Origin of the sequence: Pseudoalteromonas sp. 31A1, from assembly GCF_011378815.1 — a bacterium.
GTDB lineage: Bacteria > Pseudomonadota > Gammaproteobacteria > Enterobacterales > Alteromonadaceae > Pseudoalteromonas > Pseudoalteromonas arctica.
This window is the reverse complement of the sequence record NZ_WTKY01000037.1, coordinates 1-17,549: the sequence shown is the minus strand read 5'-3', so window position 1 is coordinate 17,549 and position 17,549 is coordinate 1. Positions and strand designations below refer to the sequence as shown.

Annotated in this window: 18 protein-coding genes and 1 pseudogene; 6 read left to right on the top strand and 13 right to left on the bottom strand. The window is 38.4% G+C overall.

All coding sequences use genetic code 11. The features are described from left to right. Positions 1 to 284: 284 nt before the first annotated feature. The 3 genes from GQR52_RS19665 to GQR52_RS19655 all read right to left on the bottom strand — a co-directional run bounded on the left by GQR52_RS19665 (position 285) and on the right by GQR52_RS19655 (position 3,783). On the bottom strand, positions 285 to 1,028 hold the full coding sequence (locus GQR52_RS19665; RefSeq protein WP_165729530.1) for a FadR/GntR family transcriptional regulator: 744 nt from the start codon (positions 1,026 to 1,028) through the stop codon (positions 285 to 287). Between the two features lie 451 nt (positions 1,029 to 1,479). Then, complete coding sequence (locus GQR52_RS19660; protein ID WP_165729529.1) at positions 1,480 to 2,466, bottom strand: Gfo/Idh/MocA family oxidoreductase; 987 nt, start codon at positions 2,464 to 2,466, stop codon at positions 1,480 to 1,482. A 297-nt stretch (positions 2,467 to 2,763) separates the two neighbouring features. Further along, positions 2,764 to 3,783 (bottom strand): AraC family transcriptional regulator, encoded by a 1,020-nt coding sequence (locus GQR52_RS19655; RefSeq protein WP_165729528.1) that lies wholly within the window; start codon positions 3,781 to 3,783, stop codon positions 2,764 to 2,766. A gap of 102 nt (positions 3,784 to 3,885) precedes the next feature. On the opposite strand from GQR52_RS19655, the gene GQR52_RS19650 reads away from it, so the two are divergent. Beyond that, a complete protein-coding gene (locus tag GQR52_RS19650) occupies positions 3,886 to 5,490 on the top strand; it encodes a GMC family oxidoreductase N-terminal domain-containing protein (protein WP_165729527.1) in 1,605 nt (534 codons plus the stop codon). Between the two features lie 13 nt (positions 5,491 to 5,503). Here GQR52_RS19650 and GQR52_RS19645 read toward each other — a convergent pair whose 3' ends face one another. From GQR52_RS19645 to GQR52_RS19630, 4 genes are all read right to left on the bottom strand, one after another. Continuing rightward, the gene (locus GQR52_RS19645) at positions 5,504 to 6,319 is read right to left on the bottom strand and encodes a class I SAM-dependent methyltransferase (RefSeq protein ID WP_165729526.1); all 816 of its coding nucleotides are present in this window, start codon (positions 6,317 to 6,319) and stop codon (positions 5,504 to 5,506) included. 3 nt (positions 6,320 to 6,322) lie between these two features. Next, entirely contained in the window at positions 6,323 to 6,721 is a 399-nt protein-coding gene (locus tag GQR52_RS19640; RefSeq protein WP_024600580.1) for a hypothetical protein, read from the bottom strand. Between the two features lie 266 nt (positions 6,722 to 6,987). Beyond that, a complete protein-coding gene (locus GQR52_RS19635; protein WP_165729525.1) occupies positions 6,988 to 7,407 on the bottom strand; it encodes a DUF3429 domain-containing protein in 420 nt (139 codons plus the stop codon). A 288-nt stretch (positions 7,408 to 7,695) separates the two neighbouring features. Continuing rightward, positions 7,696 to 8,133 carry a PACE efflux transporter gene (locus GQR52_RS19630; RefSeq protein ID WP_165729524.1) on the bottom strand — a complete coding sequence of 146 codons (438 nt, stop codon included), beginning with the start codon at positions 8,131 to 8,133 and terminating at the stop codon, positions 7,696 to 7,698. Between the two features lie 364 nt (positions 8,134 to 8,497). On the opposite strand from GQR52_RS19630, the gene ahpC reads away from it, so the two are divergent. Beyond that, positions 8,498 to 9,067, top strand: a complete 570-nt coding sequence (gene ahpC, locus GQR52_RS19625) for an alkyl hydroperoxide reductase subunit C (protein WP_165729523.1) — start codon at positions 8,498 to 8,500, stop codon at positions 9,065 to 9,067. A gap of 154 nt (positions 9,068 to 9,221) precedes the next feature. Then, the gene (ahpF, locus tag GQR52_RS19620) at positions 9,222 to 10,796 is read left to right on the top strand and encodes an alkyl hydroperoxide reductase subunit F (protein WP_165729522.1); all 1,575 of its coding nucleotides are present in this window, start codon (positions 9,222 to 9,224) and stop codon (positions 10,794 to 10,796) included. A gap of 126 nt (positions 10,797 to 10,922) precedes the next feature. On the opposite strand, the gene GQR52_RS19615 is transcribed toward ahpF, so the two are convergent. The 5 genes from GQR52_RS19615 to GQR52_RS19595 all read right to left on the bottom strand — a co-directional run bounded on the left by GQR52_RS19615 (position 10,923) and on the right by GQR52_RS19595 (position 14,965). Further along, complete coding sequence (locus GQR52_RS19615) at positions 10,923 to 11,378, bottom strand: PH domain-containing protein (RefSeq protein ID WP_165729521.1); 456 nt, start codon at positions 11,376 to 11,378, stop codon at positions 10,923 to 10,925. A 57-nt stretch (positions 11,379 to 11,435) separates the two neighbouring features. Then, complete coding sequence (locus tag GQR52_RS19610; RefSeq protein WP_165729520.1) at positions 11,436 to 11,696, bottom strand: hypothetical protein; 261 nt, start codon at positions 11,694 to 11,696, stop codon at positions 11,436 to 11,438. Positions 11,697 to 11,721: 25 nt separating this feature from the next. Further along, on the bottom strand, positions 11,722 to 13,743 hold the full coding sequence (locus tag GQR52_RS19605) for an ATP-binding protein (protein ID WP_165729519.1): 2,022 nt from the start codon (positions 13,741 to 13,743) through the stop codon (positions 11,722 to 11,724). 214 nt (positions 13,744 to 13,957) lie between these two features. Continuing rightward, positions 13,958 to 14,179, bottom strand: a complete 222-nt coding sequence (locus GQR52_RS19600) for a penicillin-binding protein (RefSeq protein WP_165729518.1) — start codon at positions 14,177 to 14,179, stop codon at positions 13,958 to 13,960. A 15-nt stretch (positions 14,180 to 14,194) separates the two neighbouring features. Continuing rightward, on the bottom strand, positions 14,195 to 14,965 hold the full coding sequence (locus GQR52_RS19595) for an undecaprenyl-diphosphate phosphatase (protein WP_165729517.1): 771 nt from the start codon (positions 14,963 to 14,965) through the stop codon (positions 14,195 to 14,197). A gap of 235 nt (positions 14,966 to 15,200) precedes the next feature. Between GQR52_RS19595 and GQR52_RS19590 the strand changes: the two genes are divergently transcribed. Genes GQR52_RS19590 through GQR52_RS19580 form a run of 3 tightly spaced genes read left to right on the top strand, consistent with a single transcriptional unit; the run spans position 15,201 to position 17,322 of the window. Further along, entirely contained in the window at positions 15,201 to 15,488 is a 288-nt protein-coding gene (locus GQR52_RS19590; protein WP_024591874.1) for a hypothetical protein, read from the top strand. Next, positions 15,485 to 17,080, top strand: coding sequence for a PepSY-associated TM helix domain-containing protein (locus GQR52_RS19585; protein WP_206017568.1), 1,596 nt, complete (start codon positions 15,485 to 15,487; stop codon positions 17,078 to 17,080). Before GQR52_RS19590 ends, GQR52_RS19585 begins: the two co-directional genes overlap by 4 nt. Beyond that, the gene (locus GQR52_RS19580) at positions 17,077 to 17,322 is read left to right on the top strand and encodes a hypothetical protein (protein ID WP_007581829.1); all 246 of its coding nucleotides are present in this window, start codon (positions 17,077 to 17,079) and stop codon (positions 17,320 to 17,322) included. The genes GQR52_RS19585 and GQR52_RS19580 overlap by 4 nt, the downstream gene beginning before the upstream one ends. A 9-nt stretch (positions 17,323 to 17,331) precedes the next feature. Here GQR52_RS19580 and GQR52_RS20590 read toward each other — a convergent pair. Beyond that, positions 17,332 to 17,466 (bottom strand): annotated as a pseudogene (locus tag GQR52_RS20590) (DUF6363 domain-containing protein); the annotation flags it as partial. Positions 17,467 to 17,549 lie beyond the last annotated feature (83 nt).

Here is a 17,549-nt window from a genome sequence, read left to right as displayed (position 1 = left end):
TTTGGTCTTCTCCCTTTGATTATTGTAACCACTTTAATCATGGCACATAGATGCCGTATAGGGAGGAGACCATTACATCAGGTTAAATAGTCATGCAGGTGAGTGTAATAACTAAACCCGCTCGATATTAATGGCGGCATAGTATCTTTTTTTAAATTTATAGGTAAGTGTTTGCGACCAAAAATAGCGCAATTAAAAGTATATTAAATAGGGCGAGTAAATAAAGTAAGCGATAAAGTTAGCAAACAGGCGCTTGCTAACTTTAATAAGTTGGTTAAAAGGCCTTAGTGGGCTCTTTTATTAACTAAGCCATCAAGCGAGTAAAGGCCTCGTTTTTCATCATTTTTGCGTTTAATTTCTTCAAGTGCGCGCGATTCTACAGCGTCAAATAAAGCATTAATTAAGCGGTTAAAATGTTTGTGCATTGCAGTACGTGCTGCATTTGCATCATGAGATTTAAGAGCAGTATAAATAGCGGTGTGTTCGTCCATAACGCATTCGTTATTGTTTTTACATACACTGCCATAGTCAGCAACAATTTGTGGGTTTGTTAAACGTAAATCCCACAAGTTAGACACTGCAAATTCAAGTGCTTTATTGCGCGTTGCTCTAGCTATAATTTCATGAAACTCACGGTCGGCTTGCTCAACATAAAGGCCTTTTTCCATGGCAATTAATGTTTTATTTAGTTGCTCTAGTTCTTCTTCTGTAATGCTTTGAGCAGCTAAAGCGGCAATTTCGCCTTCAATTAATGCGCGAGCTTGAGTAAGTTCAAATGCACTGATCTCTTTTGATTTTATAGATGCATTTTTTTGTTCTACTACGTAAACACCAGAGCCGGTTTTAACTTCAACTCGGCCACGTACTTCTAATGCGATAATAGCTTCTCTAATGGTAGGGCGACTTACATCAAACATTTCTGCAAGTTCACGTTCAGGTGGTAAACGACTCCCAGCAGAAAATTCGCCTTGATTTATTAAAGACTCAATTTTATCAACTATGCGCCAAAATAAGCGACGATTACCCATACTTTACCTTCATTACCTTAAGGAATAGTGGCCTCTGGGGCCTAAAAGTCAAAACCAACTGTTAATACCAGAGGTTACCTCAAAATTCACTATTATGTCAAAATTCTAACGCGATGTTATGGTTAAAAACCACTATACACCAATGGTTGCATTCTTGTATTACCAATTTAGTTTAAAATAATGCAATTGGCCAGCTTGATTGGTAATGTTTTTATGTGTTAGGTTAGTTTTAAGGTTATCAGATAATAAATATTGGTAATAAGTCAGTTTAAGTTGTTGGTGTTAAATTTGTTGCGGAAGTATTTTTATTTCTAAGACATCTTATTTGATTGCCCATGGATGGGGATCGTTATTTTTTAAACGTCTTTATAAAGTGTGTCGTTGTACGAAAGCTTAAATAGCTTTTTTATGGGCGTTGACTGTCGTTGGTTAACGCCCATATTTTATTTAATTAGTCGTTAGGGTACACAACCCCAAGTTGTTTGCGGGCTTCATCAAGAACGCTCATTACGTTACTGGCTAAAATGTGAGTATTAACAGGTGACTCAAGGATATTTTGCTTTACTAATGACATAAAATGCTCAACTTCGTATTTCATAAAGTGCTCATCAAACGGCTGTGATATAACCTCTACGTCACCATTATTAGCAATAAATTCCACCTTTTTAAGTTGCGATACGGCTTCTATACGTATGCGCCCAAGCTCGCCTTGTATTTCGGTTATGTTGTCGCCTTGCGATATTTTAGAGTAACTAATAACGGCTTGTTTATCTGCATAGTTTAGTAATACATCGCCCGCACCATCTACACCTGTATCAAGCAATACGCCACTGGCACTCACGCTTTTTGGCGCTCCCCACAGTGCAATTAATAAATACAGTGGGTAAATACCTAAGTCGACCAATGCGCCATTAGCAAACTCAGGTAAAAATGTATTTGGGCGTTCGCCATTTTTATACTTATCGTAACGCGACGAATACTGACTGTACTGGCCAATATATTTACGTGGTGTGCCAATTTTTACCATTGCCTTTTGCAGCCGTGCAAAGTTAGGCAAGTGAGTGGTCATCATGGCTTCCATGTAAAGGCGCTGATGCTTTTTTGCTGTCGCTATAATGCTTGCAAGCTCTTTAGAATTGGCTGCTGATGGTTTTTCGCCAAGGACATGTTTACCAGCTTGTAAACACATAACGGCATATTGTTTATGTAAGCTGTTAGGGGCGGCTATGTATACAGCATCAACGTTTTGATCTTGGCATACTTGCTCGATTGAGGTGAAAATTTTTGCTTGTGCATTTTGTGGGTGTTTGGCTAAAAATGCTTCGCCGCTTGATACTGCGCGCGAGCACACCCCATATAAATTGAAATCGTTTAACGTATTTGCAGCGGCTAACAGTGTGTCGCTAATAAAATTGGTGCCAACAATAACAAAGTTCATGCTCACTCCTTAGCTTAAATAAAAATAATAATAAGAGTGTTTAGTTTAACATTTTTTTAGTCCTATATGCTTTAGGGCATGTTGACCTTTGGTGGTTGAATTTGCAGCAGTATGTTTGGTTTTTAGGCAAGGCAAAGCCTATGTAGTGTGGTTATTCCCCATAAATAGGCGATAACGCAGCATAAAGGCCAAACATGCGCTGCCCTATGGGTTCTTTCTAGGGACGATTGACTCTTTGTTGCTCGATTTTTACTTAGCCCACTAGGTTATAAACCTCGCGCCGCGATTAAATCGCCCCTAGATTGAACAAATTTCAATCCACAAAGTTCTACACGCCCTAGGAGAACATCCAAACCAGCGTTTAACATTAACACTTAGCGTTGCTTGCTCCTGATACCCTAAAAGCTCAGATATGGTTGATATTGTAAATTGGTTTTGCGCTAAATAGTGTGCAGCTAAAGCGCGGCGAGTGGCATCTTTTAGTTTTACAAAGCTCGTATTATGTTTGATAAGTTCTCGATGCAGAGTACGCGGGTGAATACCCAGCGCAGCTGAAATAGTTTGGTTACTACATTGATAAATAGGAAGCATAGGCCTAATTAGTGCACTAACTTGGTTGGGCAATGGTTGTGTGTGTTCTTTATTTTTTGCCAAGAAGCTTAGCGCCGCTTGTACTTTATTTAGCTCAGGGTGATCAAGCTCAAGGGTTAAATCACTTTTTGAGATTACAATACCAGCGCTGTTGCGATGCTCTGTAACGTTACAACCAAAATAGGTGTTATAAGCACGAGTATTAGTACTTAATTTTTTTGGCAAAAATATAGTAATTGGTTTGCAGCGGTTATTGCTCAGCTTTTTAATAACAGCCAGTGCTAATCCTATGGTTAGCTCAATTACTTGGTTAATGTGCGGTAATGGTTTTAAATTAATTTCGAATGATAAAAACACGCTTTTATCACTCTCTAAAGGGTGAGAGTTTAAGCTAAGTGCAGGGCTGTGCAAGTAGAGGTATTTAATCACCCAATTAAGTGCATCACCTAAATTAGTACTGCTTTTGGCTGCTATTGCAATATGTCCTAAAATATCAAAATTTTGTCTACTTGCGAGCTTAAGGCCAAAGCTAGAGCAATTGAACTTACAAGCACAGTATTCTAGTAGCTCAGCGTAATCTCGATAAGGTAAATAGTGGTTATCGAGATTTTTAAAGTCAACGTTACTAATATTACAGTTTTGCATTATTTCATGCGGATCGCCGCCAAATTCGCTAATTAGGGTGTCTATACCTTGTAATGACGTGGCTCTGATTAGGCTGCTCATGGTTAACCTCAAATAAATGATGTCTAAAAATATCAAGTTTTGTTGAGTTTTTCTATGCACTATTACTGTTAAGGACGTTTAACACTTTTATTAAGGTACACCATGAACAATACAACATTTGATTACATTGTGATTGGCGCAGGCAGTGGTGGCTGCGTGATGGCATCGCGCTTGTCTGAAGATAAAAATGTAAGTGTGTGCTTAATTGAAGCAGGCGGCAGCGATAAAAGCGCATTTGTACAAATGCCAGCTGGCATAGCAGCGAGTGTGCCTTATGGCATAAATAGTTGGCATTACAATACAGTACCTCAAAAAGAGTTAAATAATCGGTGTGGTTTTGTGCCGCGAGGCAAAGTGCTGGGTGGGTCGAGCTCTACTAATGCGATGGTTTATATTCGCGGTACTCAATACGATTACGACCAGTGGGCACAGCTTGGTAATACCGGCTGGGATTTTAATAGTTTACTCCCGTATTTTATTAAAGCTGAAAACAATAAAACCTTTATAAATAATGAGCTGCATGGCACTGATGGCCCCTTACATGTGCAAGAACTTAATAACCCAAGTGCAATTAACCAGTGTTTTTTAAACGGCTGTAAAGAGCAGGGCGTTAATTTAAGCGACGATATTAATGGTGCAGAGCAGCAAGGTGCACGGCTTTCACAAGTGACTCAGCATAATGGCGAGCGTTGTAGCGCCGCTAAAGCGTATTTAACACCTAACTTAAATAGAGCTAACTTAACGGTACTGACTAAAAGTCACGTTAATAAAATTATAATTAATGATAAAAGCGCCCAAGGTGTGCAAATAGAAAAAAACGGCAAAGTAATAGATTTACTTGCTAATAAAGAAGTGATTTTGAGCGCCGGTGCTATTAATTCACCGCAGGTATTAATGCTTTCGGGTATTGGCCCTAAAGCTCAGTTAAGCGCTCATAATATTAAAGCTCAACACGTACTAGAAGGTGTGGGTGCTAATTTACAAGATCACTTAACGGTAGTGCCGCTTTATAAATCAAAAACAAACAAGGGTACCTTTGGTATAAGCCCACTTGGTATTGCGAGCATTTTTAAAGGCTGCGTTAACTGGTTTAGTAAGCGAGAGGGGCGATTAACAAGTAATTTTGCAGAGTCGCATGCGTTTATTAAGCTATTTGAAGATTCGCCTGCATCTGACGTACAGCTAGAATTTGTTATAGGGCTGGTGGACGATCATAGTCGTAAATTACATACTGGGCATGGTTACAGTATACACAGCAGTATTATGCGCCCTAAAAGCCGAGGAACTATTACATTAGCTGACAGCAACCCACGTAGTGCTCCACTTATTGATCCTAACTACTTAAGCCACCCAGACGACATAGTTGCAATGCTTGCTGGCCTTAAAAAAACACTCGCTATTATGCAAAGCAAAGCCTTTGATACTATACGCGGTAAAATGGTCTATCCGCTTGATATAAATAATGATGATCAGTTAATTGAGTTTATACGCCAAACGGCAGATACCGAATATCACCCGGTTGGTACATGTAAAATGGGGCAAGACTCAATGGCGGTGGTCGATACTAATTTGCGAGTACACGGGGTAAGTAACTTACGCGTAGTGGATGCGTCGATTATGCCTACAATTATTACCGGTAACACAAATGCACCGGTAATTGCGATTGCTGAAAAAGCAGCTGATTTAATTAAACGCGGCAACGTTTAATTATTAAAGACACTTAGCTATAAAATTCGTTTAACCATTGTTGCCAATCGCTTTCAAGGTGCAGCATTTGCTGATGCTTTTTAGCGTTTAGGTGCTTGGTTTCGTCCTCGCTTGCCATGTAAGGTCCAACGCGGCAAAGGGAGCAATGGTTAGGTGTTAAGTATGCAGGCTTTGTGAGGCGTGAGCTTAATTCGCTAATGTGTGCATCAATACCCTTTGGGCTAAACACATAAGTGATACCGCTGGTGTCTTTTACGTGTTTATCGCGGTCAACATTACGAATTTTATAACCTTCAAAATGGCTAATATCAAATGGGGTTTGACCTAAGTAATTAGCGGTTAAACCGTTATTTAAACTGCCTTCAATATTCCATTCGCGATAGGGCTTTACGTCTTTAGAGGTGATGTAACAAAGCATTGGGCCCTTTTTATCAAGCGCAAATTCGTTCGCATATTTAATAAATTGGTGCAGTAAAGCGCGGTTTAGTACATTCATACTGGTTTGGCGAGTGTTGTTTTCAAATGCTTCACGGCCAACAAACGCAGGTATAAGCGGAAACTGAAAAATAACCACATCAAAGCTGTGCTGATTTGCACTTAGAGTTTGCCAACACGCAGGGTTTGTTACATCAAAGCTATTAAGTACGGCAACGTTTTGCGCTTTTAAATCGTTAAGCGCATTGTCTTGGTACTTTTGCTCAATAGTAATTGCATCATCGTAGGTAGAGGCCACTAATGTGTGCGGCTTTACGTTGTTATGTATGGCGCTCGAAAATGATAAGTCGCCATCGCCAACAGTGAGTATTCGCCAACCAGGATCTAAATACATAAATTAAAGCGGTTTAGTTGGTGTGTTATCAGCATCAGGCGTACTTTTTTGAGACTGTGCTGCAAGTAAACGATGAAACGCAAGTCTGGTTTTTAATCCTTCGATTGCGATTTGTTTAATAATAAGATTAAAGGTAATTAAAATGGCAAAGGCAATATGAATAGGCCCGTGGGTAAATCCTGCATTTGTATCGTAAAGCATTAAACCGAATAGCAAAAATAAGACGACTAAGAAAATTTCGAGTAATTGACTTGAATAAAAACTCAAACGACCTTCACTTTTATGATCTTTTTTTATGCGAATAGCACAAAAAAATGGGATCACTTTGATTTTAAATGCCGCGTTTTTTTCTACGTAGTTTTCGCCAAGTTCATCAAGTTGTTGGCGTAATTGGTCAATCATGGTGTGTCCTCAAATAGCAGTGCGCGGATATTACCTTATTACCACGCAATATTTAAGTTTACAGCTGTTATTTAACCTGAACTCTGGTTAAGAGATTTGCTAACTCGTTGAATTATAGTGATATTTAAATTTATTTTCTCTAGCCAGAGATTTTCTGTGAGAACAAGGCGAATTTACGCGTCAATAGCGGGCCTATTGCAAGTAAATTCAACGCAGTTAACACTGAAAATAGCTGCTTGAGATAGATTTATTATCCAGAGCTCAGGTTACTTAGGGTAAATACTCATACCAATAGTTAGGATGTGACAAACAAATACAACGGAGGTCAGCACAAAGCGCATTTTTTGATAATCTTTATGATAGGTTTTCCATTGTGGAGTGGCTTTTTCAAATATAAGTACTAACCAAAAACTAGCACCTAGCCACGCCAGTGCCCACTCTACAGGTAAAAATGATAAAAATGGAACTGGGATAACAGGTAATACCGCTTTAATTGCATTGCTATAGCTTTGCTCTCCGGCCCGCCACAAGTTACCTGCCATAAATGCTAAAATGGCGATACTGTAAAAAGTAAAAAATTCTAAGTTAACGCTGTTACTACCAAACACAAGCGGCCATGCCACGCAGCCTAAAAAAGGAAGTAGCCCTAGGTAGCCTAGTTGAATGTGATTAACAAATTTTTCCATAACAGAGTGCCTTGTGTTTGAACGTTTTTAAGCGCGGCTATTGTAGCAGTATTTTATAAGTAAAGTGGATTTACAATAAATGCGAGCTACTAAATAGTGTAGAGGTATTAATTGATTAAACGTTGTAGATAAAGCACTCGATCTTCATTGTTATTATTTCTTTAAATATAAAGTAATACAATATGTAGGGTAGGCTGATGATTAGCCTATTTTATTTTTACTGGGAGATGATACTTATCGTTTTATCAGATTAAAAAGCCTCTTAAAGAGGCTTAATTAAAAGGTGTTTTACTGCGTTGTTTTATCACTTTTGGCGGATTCTGGTAGGCCAAAAGCGCGGTCAAACGCCCATGTAAAAATAATTGCATAGATAAAGAAAAACGCAAACAGGCCAAGGTTTGCTATTAATGCATTTAGGGCTGATATATTTAACCACAACGACATTACAGGGATTAGTAATAATACCAACCCACCTTCAAAACCAATGCCGTGCAATAGACGCCTGCCTAAAGTACGCCCTCGCTCAGCTTGCTTTGCTTCCCAGCGTTCAAATAAAGCGTTAAATACATAATTCCAGCCAAGTGCAATACTTGATAAAACAATCGCTAAACCGATTGCTGAAGAGGCTGATTTGTCAAAAATAAAGCTGATAATAGGGCCAACAAAGGCAATGGCAAAAAATTCATATAAGACAGCCTGTAATACTCGGCGTTTTTTAGGAGTCATAATTAATCCCTGTTTAAGATACTAAGCTTAACAATTGATTGATACAGTTAAATTGTACCTCGCGTTTTAAATAATTGTACAGGTATGTTGCTGTAAGTACGCCATAAACGTATCTAAATTACCTGCGTTTATTGGCTATTTTTAGCTTGTTGGATATAAACCAAACAGTTGGCTGGCTTGTTGTTTTCCCCCATATTTATGGATATTGCTTACAATCTAAAAAACAGATTGCTTTAATCTAAACAATCAATTTTATTTAATTATCCATTAGCCTTATTGTATTAACCAAGCCAACGCAGAAGGTCGTTTTAAACGAGAGCGTTGATTACTTTTTAAATACATTAAATATAGATGAGGAAATACCATGAGCACTTCATTAATCAATACTAAATTACAACCATTCAATGCAACCGCTTACCACAACGGTGACTTTGTAGAATTGTCTGAAAAAGATGTTCTAGGTAAATGGTCAATCTTCTTCTTTTACCCAGCAGACTTTACATTTGTATGTCCTACTGAACTTGGTGATGTTGCAGATTATTACGCACAACTTCAAGAAATGGGCGTAGAAGTTTACTCAGTATCTACTGACACTCACTTCACTCACAAAGCATGGCACGATACGTCAGACACAATTGGTAAAATTACTTACCCAATGATTGGCGACCCAACAGGACGTATTACTCGTAGCTTTGGCGTAATGATTGAAGAAGAAGGCTTAGCACTTCGCGGTACATTTGTAATGAACCCAGAAGGCGAAATTAAAATTATCGAAACTCATGATTTAGGTATTGGCCGTAGCGCTAAAGAACTTGTTCGTAAAGTACAAGCTGCACAATACATTGCAACTCACGACGGTCAAGTTTGTCCTGCATCTTGGCAGCCAGGTGAAGACACACTTGCACCTTCACTAGACCTAGTTGGTAAAATCTAAGTATAGATTTATTCCTACTATAAGGGCAGGTAACTGCCCTTAAATCAACGAACATCCGTTTGTTGGTGCCTCCTATATCAATATACTTGTTTAAGCACATGCATTATTTGGCATGGGAGGCTTGCTGTTTAAATTTTCCTAAAAGGGTTAAGCCATGTTAGATAACAACATAAAAAATCAATTAAAAAGCCATTTTGAATCGCTTACTCAACCTGTTGAGCTGCTTATTGCCTTGGATGACAGCAAAAAATCAGCAGAAGTAGAAAGCTTAGCAAACGATTTAGCCTCACTGAGCGATAAATTTACGGTAATAAACAACCCCGACACAAGCGCACGTCGCCCGTCAATGGTTGTACATTCACCTATTAAAAACACTCATATTACGTTTGCAGGCGTACCTATGGGCCACGAATTTACAAGTTTAGTGTTAGCGCTTTTACATACTGGCGGACACGCAAGTAAAGCTAAAAGCGAAGACATTGAGCAAATACAATCGCTTACTCAAGAGCTCAACTTTGAAGTATACATAAGTTTAAGTTGCCAAACGTGCCCGCAAGTAGTGCAAGCACTTAATACTATGGCAGCGACAAATAGCAATATTAAAGCGACCATGATTGATGGCGCATTATTTCAAGACGAAGTAGAAGAGCGAAATATTTTAGCTGTACCGGCTGTGTATTTAAATGGCGAACCATTTAGCCAAGGTGCACTAAGCCTTACCGATATACTTAATAAAGTAGATAGCAAAGGGGCACAGCGCCAAGCTGAATCGCTAAGTAAAAAAGATAAATTTGATGTACTTGTAATTGGTGGCGGTCCTGCGGGCGCATCGGCTGCGATTTACTCAGCACGAAAAGGGTTAAATACAGGTATTGTTGCCGACAGATTTGGTGGACAAGTTGCAGATACATTAGCAATAGAAAACTTTATTTCGATTAAGGCGACTGAAGGGCCAAAATTAGTTGCTCAGCTTGAAGAGCACGTTAAAGAATACGACGTAGATGTAATGCATAATCAGCGCGCAGCGGCACTTGGTTATAACAATGGCTACGAAATTACACTTGAGAATGGCGCAGTACTTAAAGCTAAGTCGCTCGTACTTGCCACCGGTGCACGCTGGCGTGAAATGAACGTACCCGGGGAGCAAGAATATCGCGGCCATGGTGTGGCATATTGCCCACATTGCGACGGCCCTTTATTTAAAGGTAAACCTGTTGCTGTAATTGGCGGTGGTAATTCAGGTATAGAAGCGGCAATCGATTTAGCCAATATTGTACAAAGCGTTACGGTACTTGAATTTGCAGACACATTACGTGCAGATGAAGTACTTATTCGTAAAGCTAAAAGCATGGCCAATATTACGATTATCAAAAGTGCACAAACAACTGAAGTATTAGGCAATGGTAAAAAAGTAACTGGCTTAATGTACACAGATAGAGTGTCGGGAGAGAGCAAAGAGCTTGAACTTGACGGTATATTTGTACAAATAGGTTTGATACCTAATACAGAATGGTTAAAAGACAGCGATCTTGAATTAAGCAAATTTGGTGAAATACTGATTGATGCTAAAGGCGCGACGTCATTACCAGGCATTTATGGCGCGGGGGATGCAACCAATACTCCGTTTAAACAAATTATTATTGCAATGGGCAGTGGTGCAACAGCAAGCTTAGGCGCATTTGATTATTTAATTCGTCACTCTGAAGAAGCTGATCAAAGTGCTGCTTAACATTATTTAATAAAAAATTTAGTAAAAACTCTCTTGATATAACAGCAAGGCTACACCCATAGCTGTTTGTTAACCCAAGCCGCCCTTCTCCAAAGGCGGCTTTTTTATGTCTGGTTATAAACTAGGTTAATCTGGTATACGTTCTTCAAGCCAAGCTCTGAGGTTTTCAGGATCTTTAATAAAAGGGATTCTAACCCAGCTACCGTAGGCATATAAAAATATGGTTGAATAACCAAATATACGACCTAAAATTGTTGTGACTTGCTCTACATTTTCAACGCTTTTGAAACCTAGTTTGTCTTCTCTTCTTGTGAATATTCCACTAAATACGGTTATAGAATTGTCTTTAGTAAGAACTTTTACAAAAACTGCTTCCAATATTTTATGAGAATTTTTTAGGACATAAATTGCAGGTAAAACGACTAAGCTTAGTAGGACATCATTTTTGAACTGCTCGCCGATTAATTCTTGTCCTATAAATGAGAAAATCAGATAGACTAATCCTAGGCCAAGGATTCGAGCACCAATTTCTCCTAATGCTTCGATCGAGCGCCAGAACTTAGCAATTTTAATCTTAGGCAAAATACTCTCTCTATAAATATTGTTCTATATAAATACGAATATTAAGAAGCGTATTAACTAATCGCATCCACCACCAGAATCACCACCGCCGCAATCTGTATGGGAATGAGATGAGTTGCTACTAGAATAAACTGAAGAGTCACTCCCAGTATAAGCAGATGAACCACGAGATGACTTAGCACTTATGAACGTAACTAAAAACAAAATACCCGATACGATTACAGCGGTTATTGATGAATCCCACTGGTCAGTTGAAACGCCTTTAAATATTGCAACAATAAGCACTGTTAGTAATACAGTTCTAATTATGTTTTTCATTTTATATCCTTATTTAACCAATCAGTTAGCTAAAGTTAGCTGTATGCTCAAGCGCATTAATAACTGCTTTTTCAAGTATGGGTAGTTTAAACGGTTTTGATATAAACATATCCATACCGGCTTGTTTGCAGGCAAGTTTGTCTTGTGATGAAGTATTAGCAGTTATGGCCACTATGTAGGTTTCTTCATGCGAGCAGATTTTTTCTGATCTAAGCTGCTTTGTTGCCTCAAATCCATCGAGTATGGGCATTATGCAGTCCATAAAAATAAGGTCATAATGCTTTTGGCGACATTTTAATACAGCATCTTGGCCATCAACTGCTGAGTCTGCTTTAATATTAAGCTTGCCTAAAGAGGCATGAAGTACCAACCTATTAATGTCGTTATCATCGACTACAAGCACTGATAGTTCACTGCCGTTGATATCTAACGTTGATTTAAGGCTTTCTTGTTTTTGTTCTGTCCCTTTCTCAATAGGAATATTTACTAAAAACGTAGTGCCTTTATTAGGTGTACTTTTTACCTTTATTTTCCCGCCCATATATTCAACAAGCTCTTTTACTATTGCAAGGCCAAGGCCTGTTCCACCTTTTGAATTCTTAGCATCTACTTCTTGAGAAAAAGGAGAAAACAGTGATTCTAAAAAGTTTTTACTCATTCCTCGGCCTGTATCAGACACTTCAATATTTAAACTTAACTTAGCTTTTACTTTAGAAAGGCTGGTGTTTAGTGTAACTGAACCATTTTCAGTAAATTTAAGTGCATTACTCAGTAAGTTAGAAGCAATCTGGCTAAGGCGTGTGTTGTCGCTAAACGCCCAGCAGTTGTCATCAATTGTATTATTTACTTGTAGCGTTACATGCGTGTTTTTAAATAGAGGTGTATACAAAGAAGTTAAATCGGTAAAAATTGTTTTTAGTAAAAAGTCAGTAGGCTCAAGCTTTAGCTCACCATGATTAATTTTAGAAAAATCGAGCACTTCGTTAATAATACTAAGTAAAATATCGGCGCTTCTAAGTCCTATTTTAATTTTTTCAGCGCGAACTTCTTCACTGTGTTCATCAACTAATGTGGTTAGCATACCTGTAATGCCATTCAGTGGGGTTCTTAATTCGTGGCTGATTTTGGCAAATAGCATGCTTCTGTCTTCAAGTAGGCGCTCTGCTTGAGCTTGCTTTTGTTTAAGCTCTTCTCGGAGCATTACTGACTCGGTTACATCTTGGCAGGTGCCAAATAATCGGACACATCGGCCTTCATCAAATTCGGCCTCACCAAAGGTAGCCACCCATAAATGTTTATTTTTAGCGGTTACTATTTCTAGTTCTAAATTCCATTTTTTGCCTTTTTCTATGGCTAATTCTACCGCGCGAGTAATGCCTTCACGACTTGGACCTTCTTTATAAAACTCGACTGCAGAATTCATTTGCGGTTGAAATTGTTCATCCACCTCATGTATGAGGTATGTTTGCTCGCTCCAGGTAATTTTATCGGAGACTAGATCAACCTCCCACGTACCTATATTTGCTACATTCTCTAACTTTAATAAAGTATTACTATTTTTTATTAGTTGTTCTTTAGCTTGGGTGCGAGCAAATTCCGATCCAAGCCATTGTGCAAATAACTCAATATAATCATAGGCTGCATCATTAAAAGCTGGAGAGCTGTTTATGGATGAAAAGTTAACGGTACCAAATATTTTTTCACCAATTTTTATTGGCGCGCCAATATAAGACTCTAACTGAAAGTTTATATAACAGGGGTGGTTTGCAATTGCGCTTTGAGATGCTTTATGAAAGGCAAGTGCAGAGCCTGCAGCGAGCGTATGTACGCAATAGGTGCCTTGTAATTCAAACACGGTACCGGGTAAAAGTGAGTTGTCAGGGGTTTTGGCATATAAAACGGTGTAGCTGTTTTCATCTACTTTACTAATAATACCTAGCTCAAGGTCAAATACTTCTAACCCAAACACTAAGAGCTTATTAATTTTATTTTCAAAATCAAGAGATTGATTAGAAACTATATCGTGAAAACATCGTAAAAAATTCAAAAGAAAACACCCCGTAAGCTTTTGTTCAATTTATATAATACATAGGCCAATTAGGGCATTGGTATTAGTTTAAAATCCAGTTTAGCAGTTTTAATTACTAATAACTAAAATTGATACGTATTAAATTTTATAACCTTATGTTTTTATGAACTAAGTTAGTGGTTTATTAATAGTAGTATATACCGCCGAGCATGTAATACTCAGCGGTATACTTTTAATACGTTGAATTTGGGGTATATTGCGGGTTGATATCGCCGCCCACTTCTTCTGGATCTACATCGTTAATAAGCAATGTTTCGCGTACAGCTTCTATGTGATCAAGCACTGTTTGGTAGCGTTCGCCATATTCGTACTTTGTAACTTCAATAGCTTTAGGCATATACGTAAAGGCTATTTTAAGTGCGTGGAGTGCTTCTTCGTTTATTTTTTCGCTCATGATTTTCCTCGAATTTTAAATGTAAGCTAGGGTTAATAAAATAACACCAAATACAATACGATAAATACCAAAACTTACAAAAGTGAAGTTTTCTAAAAATCGAATAAACAGTTTAATAGTAAAATAGGCAACAACAAAAGAGGTAATAAAACCCATAGCAAGGGCAGTTAGGTCATCTAAGCTAAACAGTTGGTAATGTTTAAGTAAGTCGTACCCTGAGGCTGCTGCAAGTACAGGTAAACCAAGTAAAAATGAAAATTCAGCGCTGGCTTTTCGGTTTAAGCCACATAACATGGCACCAACAATAGAGCTCCCAGCACGACTAGTCCCCGGAATTAACGCAAATACTTGTGCTACGCCAATCCAAAGAGCTTGTTTATAAGTAACTTGGGTTACATCGGTAGTTGTGCAGTGAGTTTCTTTATAACTGCGCTCCAATAGTAAAAAAATCACACCGCCTACAATAAACATAACACCTACTACTGGTACGCTAAATAGTGTTTTTATTACATCGCTAAATATAAAGCCAATAATACCCAAGGGAATAAATGCAATGGCAACTTTCACCCATAAATTGAAATGTTTAGGGCTGAACTTGTCTTTATAGTTGGCTAGTACTGCTAAAATGGCGGCAAGCTGGATAATTACTTCGAAGGCGAGGTTAGCATCTGTTGATTCAATGCCTAACCACTTTGACGCTACAATTAAGTGCCCAGTTGATGATATGGGTAAAAATTCTGTTATACCTTCAATAATACCTAAAATAATCGCGTTAATTATATCCACGGTTTACTGCTTCCTGAAAATTAAAAAGCCCGAACTCGGCTTAACTGAAATGACGCATTACTGCGTACCTAAATTGCGAGGCGTAGCATAAAAGCTCTTAAGGCAAACCAACAGTGTTTTTAGACTTAATTTGTTTAATAAATTGCATTAAGCATTAAATGCACAATATAATAGCAATTGTTATCATTTGCATGTGCTGTTTTGTATATGTTTGGGCAAATTTACTGAGCGAATAATGAATAATAAAAAAACGTTTACAGCTACACGGCGAAGGCACCTAATTGCGTGTGTATTAGCGCTAGTTACAGCGGTAATAATGATTCCGGGTATGACAACCTATTTACCGTTTCAAATGAATGAACAAATATTACTGCCTATTTTACTCTTTCCTATTATTTGGACTGCGTTGTTTATTTATGCGTATTTGGCGCAAAAAGTATGGCAACCTTTTGTAGTAATGATTGCATTGTGTGTATTACATGGTTTATTGAGTTTTTGGGCGTTAACGCAGGGGCAGGGATGAAGTCGATTACTTTAAAAAAGCTATTTTTATTACATAGCTGGGTAGGAATTATTACTGCGGTACTGCTATTTATTGTTGCATTTAGTGGGGCGTTAGCAGTTCTGTCGCGACCTGAGTTAAAAATATGGGCTAATCCAGAACTACAATCTAGCCAATACGTTGCCAGCGCGCAAATTAACCGACTAGTAAACGAATACCATAAAAAAGTACCTAGTGAATTTGGCGAAAACATTCATGTGTTTTTACCAAGTGGGCATAACTTTCATTTGTTAACGTTGGTATTTGAATCTCACCATGGCGATGAAAATTACGACCAAGAGGTGGCCAGAGTATTTCAATTTCATCCCGATACGTTGACGCTGGAAAATACTTACTATGGGCCTAGTAAAGAGTTTTACGCCAATAAAAAAACGGATGCGCCAACTTATATAGGTGAGTTTCATGCAGATTTGCATTTAGGGCGACCAATTGGGTTAATACTCACTGGGTTTTTAGGTTTAACGCTTTTAGTAAGTGCAGTGACAGGCTTGTTTATTCATCGCAAATTGATAAAAGAGCTCTTTACGTTTAGGCGAGATAAAGGATTAGATATTGCAGTGAGCGATGCTCATAAGGTTATAGGTATTTGGGGGAGCGTTTTTAACATTGTGATTGGTTTTACAGGATCATTTTTAGGGCTCGCGACCATTATTTTACTACCAGCCGCTGCGTTTGTGAGCTTTGGTGGCGATCAAGATAAGTTAATAGAAACGTTTACCGCCATTCCTGAGCCTGTAGTTAGTCACATTAAGCAACCTACAAAAATAGACACTATTTTAGAGCATGCTCATAGTCGTTACCCTAAAGCAATAATTAGAGATGTAACCATAATGGCGCATAACGATGCGAACGCGCAGGTATATTTGCGTTTGTTAGGCGGGGAGGCTGTTGCTTCTCAGTTACTGCATTATCAGGGTAATGGTGAGTTTGTGCAGTCGATGAGTAGTTTTGGTGATATTTCAGGTGTTTCGATAAAAGTAATTGAGTTGATGTTTCCGCTGCACTTTGGGAACTTTGCAGGAGTGTTTGTAAAACTGCTCTGGGTATTACTTGGCTTAAGTACTGCGCTTTTACCTATTTCAGGCATGATGATGTGGCTCACAAAGCGTACGCGTGGCAGTAGCCCATCGCTTAGTATGCAGGCCTATGCACGCTGGAATCGTTTTATTATTGGCAGTTGTGGAGGTTTGGTATTCGCAAGCTTTGTACTGTTTCCTCTGCAAGTTGTACTTAATTATAGCGTTGTTGGTGTGGCGCAAAATAGCTTTTTTGGTCCTGTATTTTTTTATACCTGGTTGGCATGGTTACTTTTAAGTGCATTACCTATGGATTATAAAAACTATTTTAAGCTGACTCTTTTACTATGCGGTGCTTCGCTTGCTGTAGTGCTGCCGCTTAACATTATATTTGGAGCGAGCAATGTTGTTAACTTTAATAGTTCGCTTGTTGCGGTAGTAGATATAAGCTTTATGGTGGTGGGTATCGTGTGTATGTTTGTTGCCTTAAAAATAAAAAACACACAAAAATTACAAATTGAGGTACAACCCGCATGAACGAGCTACTAATTACAATTGCGATGGTAAGTTTATTATTAATGATGCTCAACCTACGAAAAAACACACTTACATTAGCGACTAAAACATTTTTAAGTGCACTGCTATTTGGTTTAGCGCTGATATGTTTTATGAGTGTTTACGGTATTTTAGGCGGTGCAATATGCACCGTTGTAGGAGCTATGTTAGCTGGTTTACTAACCGCAGTTATTGCGGGTAAAGCACCGCAATTATTAGGTTAAATAATGCAGTTATTTAGCTAAAAAGGTCTTAGCAGTATCAACTCCCATGTTGTAACCACTATTAAGTATTTCAAACTTTTTAGTGGTACGCCCAACTTCAAAATTAGCCGGTGGTGCAATGATATTGATTTTGCAGTCACTAGGGCGTGTTGATCTTTGTGGATTGAAATTTGTTCAATCTAGGGGCGATTAAATCGCGGCGCGAGGTTTGTAACCTAGTGGGCTAA

Bases quoted from the DNA above. Each gene is read 5' to 3' on its own strand.
- GQR52_RS19665 (WP_165729530.1), bottom strand. From the start codon at position 1,028: ATGGGTAATCGTCGCTTATTTTGGCGCATAGTTGATAAAATTGAGTCT.
- GQR52_RS19660 (WP_165729529.1), bottom strand. From the start codon at position 2,466: ATGAACTTTGTTATTGTTGGCACCAATTTTATTAGCGACACACTGTTA.
- GQR52_RS19655 (WP_165729528.1), bottom strand. From the start codon at position 3,783: ATGAGCAGCCTAATCAGAGCCACGTCATTACAAGGTATAGACACCCTA.
- GQR52_RS19650 (WP_165729527.1), top strand. From the start codon at position 3,886: ATGAACAATACAACATTTGATTACATTGTGATTGGCGCAGGCAGTGGT.
- GQR52_RS19645 (WP_165729526.1), bottom strand. From the start codon at position 6,319: ATGTATTTAGATCCTGGTTGGCGAATACTCACTGTTGGCGATGGCGAC.
- GQR52_RS19640 (WP_024600580.1), bottom strand. From the start codon at position 6,721: ATGATTGACCAATTACGCCAACAACTTGATGAACTTGGCGAAAACTAC.
- GQR52_RS19635 (WP_165729525.1), bottom strand. From the start codon at position 7,407: ATGGAAAAATTTGTTAATCACATTCAACTAGGCTACCTAGGGCTACTT.
- GQR52_RS19630 (WP_165729524.1), bottom strand. From the start codon at position 8,133: ATGACTCCTAAAAAACGCCGAGTATTACAGGCTGTCTTATATGAATTT.
- ahpC (WP_165729523.1), top strand. From the start codon at position 8,498: ATGAGCACTTCATTAATCAATACTAAATTACAACCATTCAATGCAACC.
- ahpF (WP_165729522.1), top strand. From the start codon at position 9,222: ATGTTAGATAACAACATAAAAAATCAATTAAAAAGCCATTTTGAATCG.
- GQR52_RS19610 (WP_165729520.1), bottom strand. From the start codon at position 11,696: ATGAAAAACATAATTAGAACTGTATTACTAACAGTGCTTATTGTTGCA.
- GQR52_RS19600 (WP_165729518.1), bottom strand. From the start codon at position 14,179: ATGAGCGAAAAAATAAACGAAGAAGCACTCCACGCACTTAAAATAGCC.
- GQR52_RS19590 (WP_024591874.1), top strand. From the start codon at position 15,201: ATGAATAATAAAAAAACGTTTACAGCTACACGGCGAAGGCACCTAATT.
- GQR52_RS19585 (WP_206017568.1), top strand. From the start codon at position 15,485: ATGAAGTCGATTACTTTAAAAAAGCTATTTTTATTACATAGCTGGGTA.
- GQR52_RS19580 (WP_007581829.1), top strand. From the start codon at position 17,077: ATGAACGAGCTACTAATTACAATTGCGATGGTAAGTTTATTATTAATG.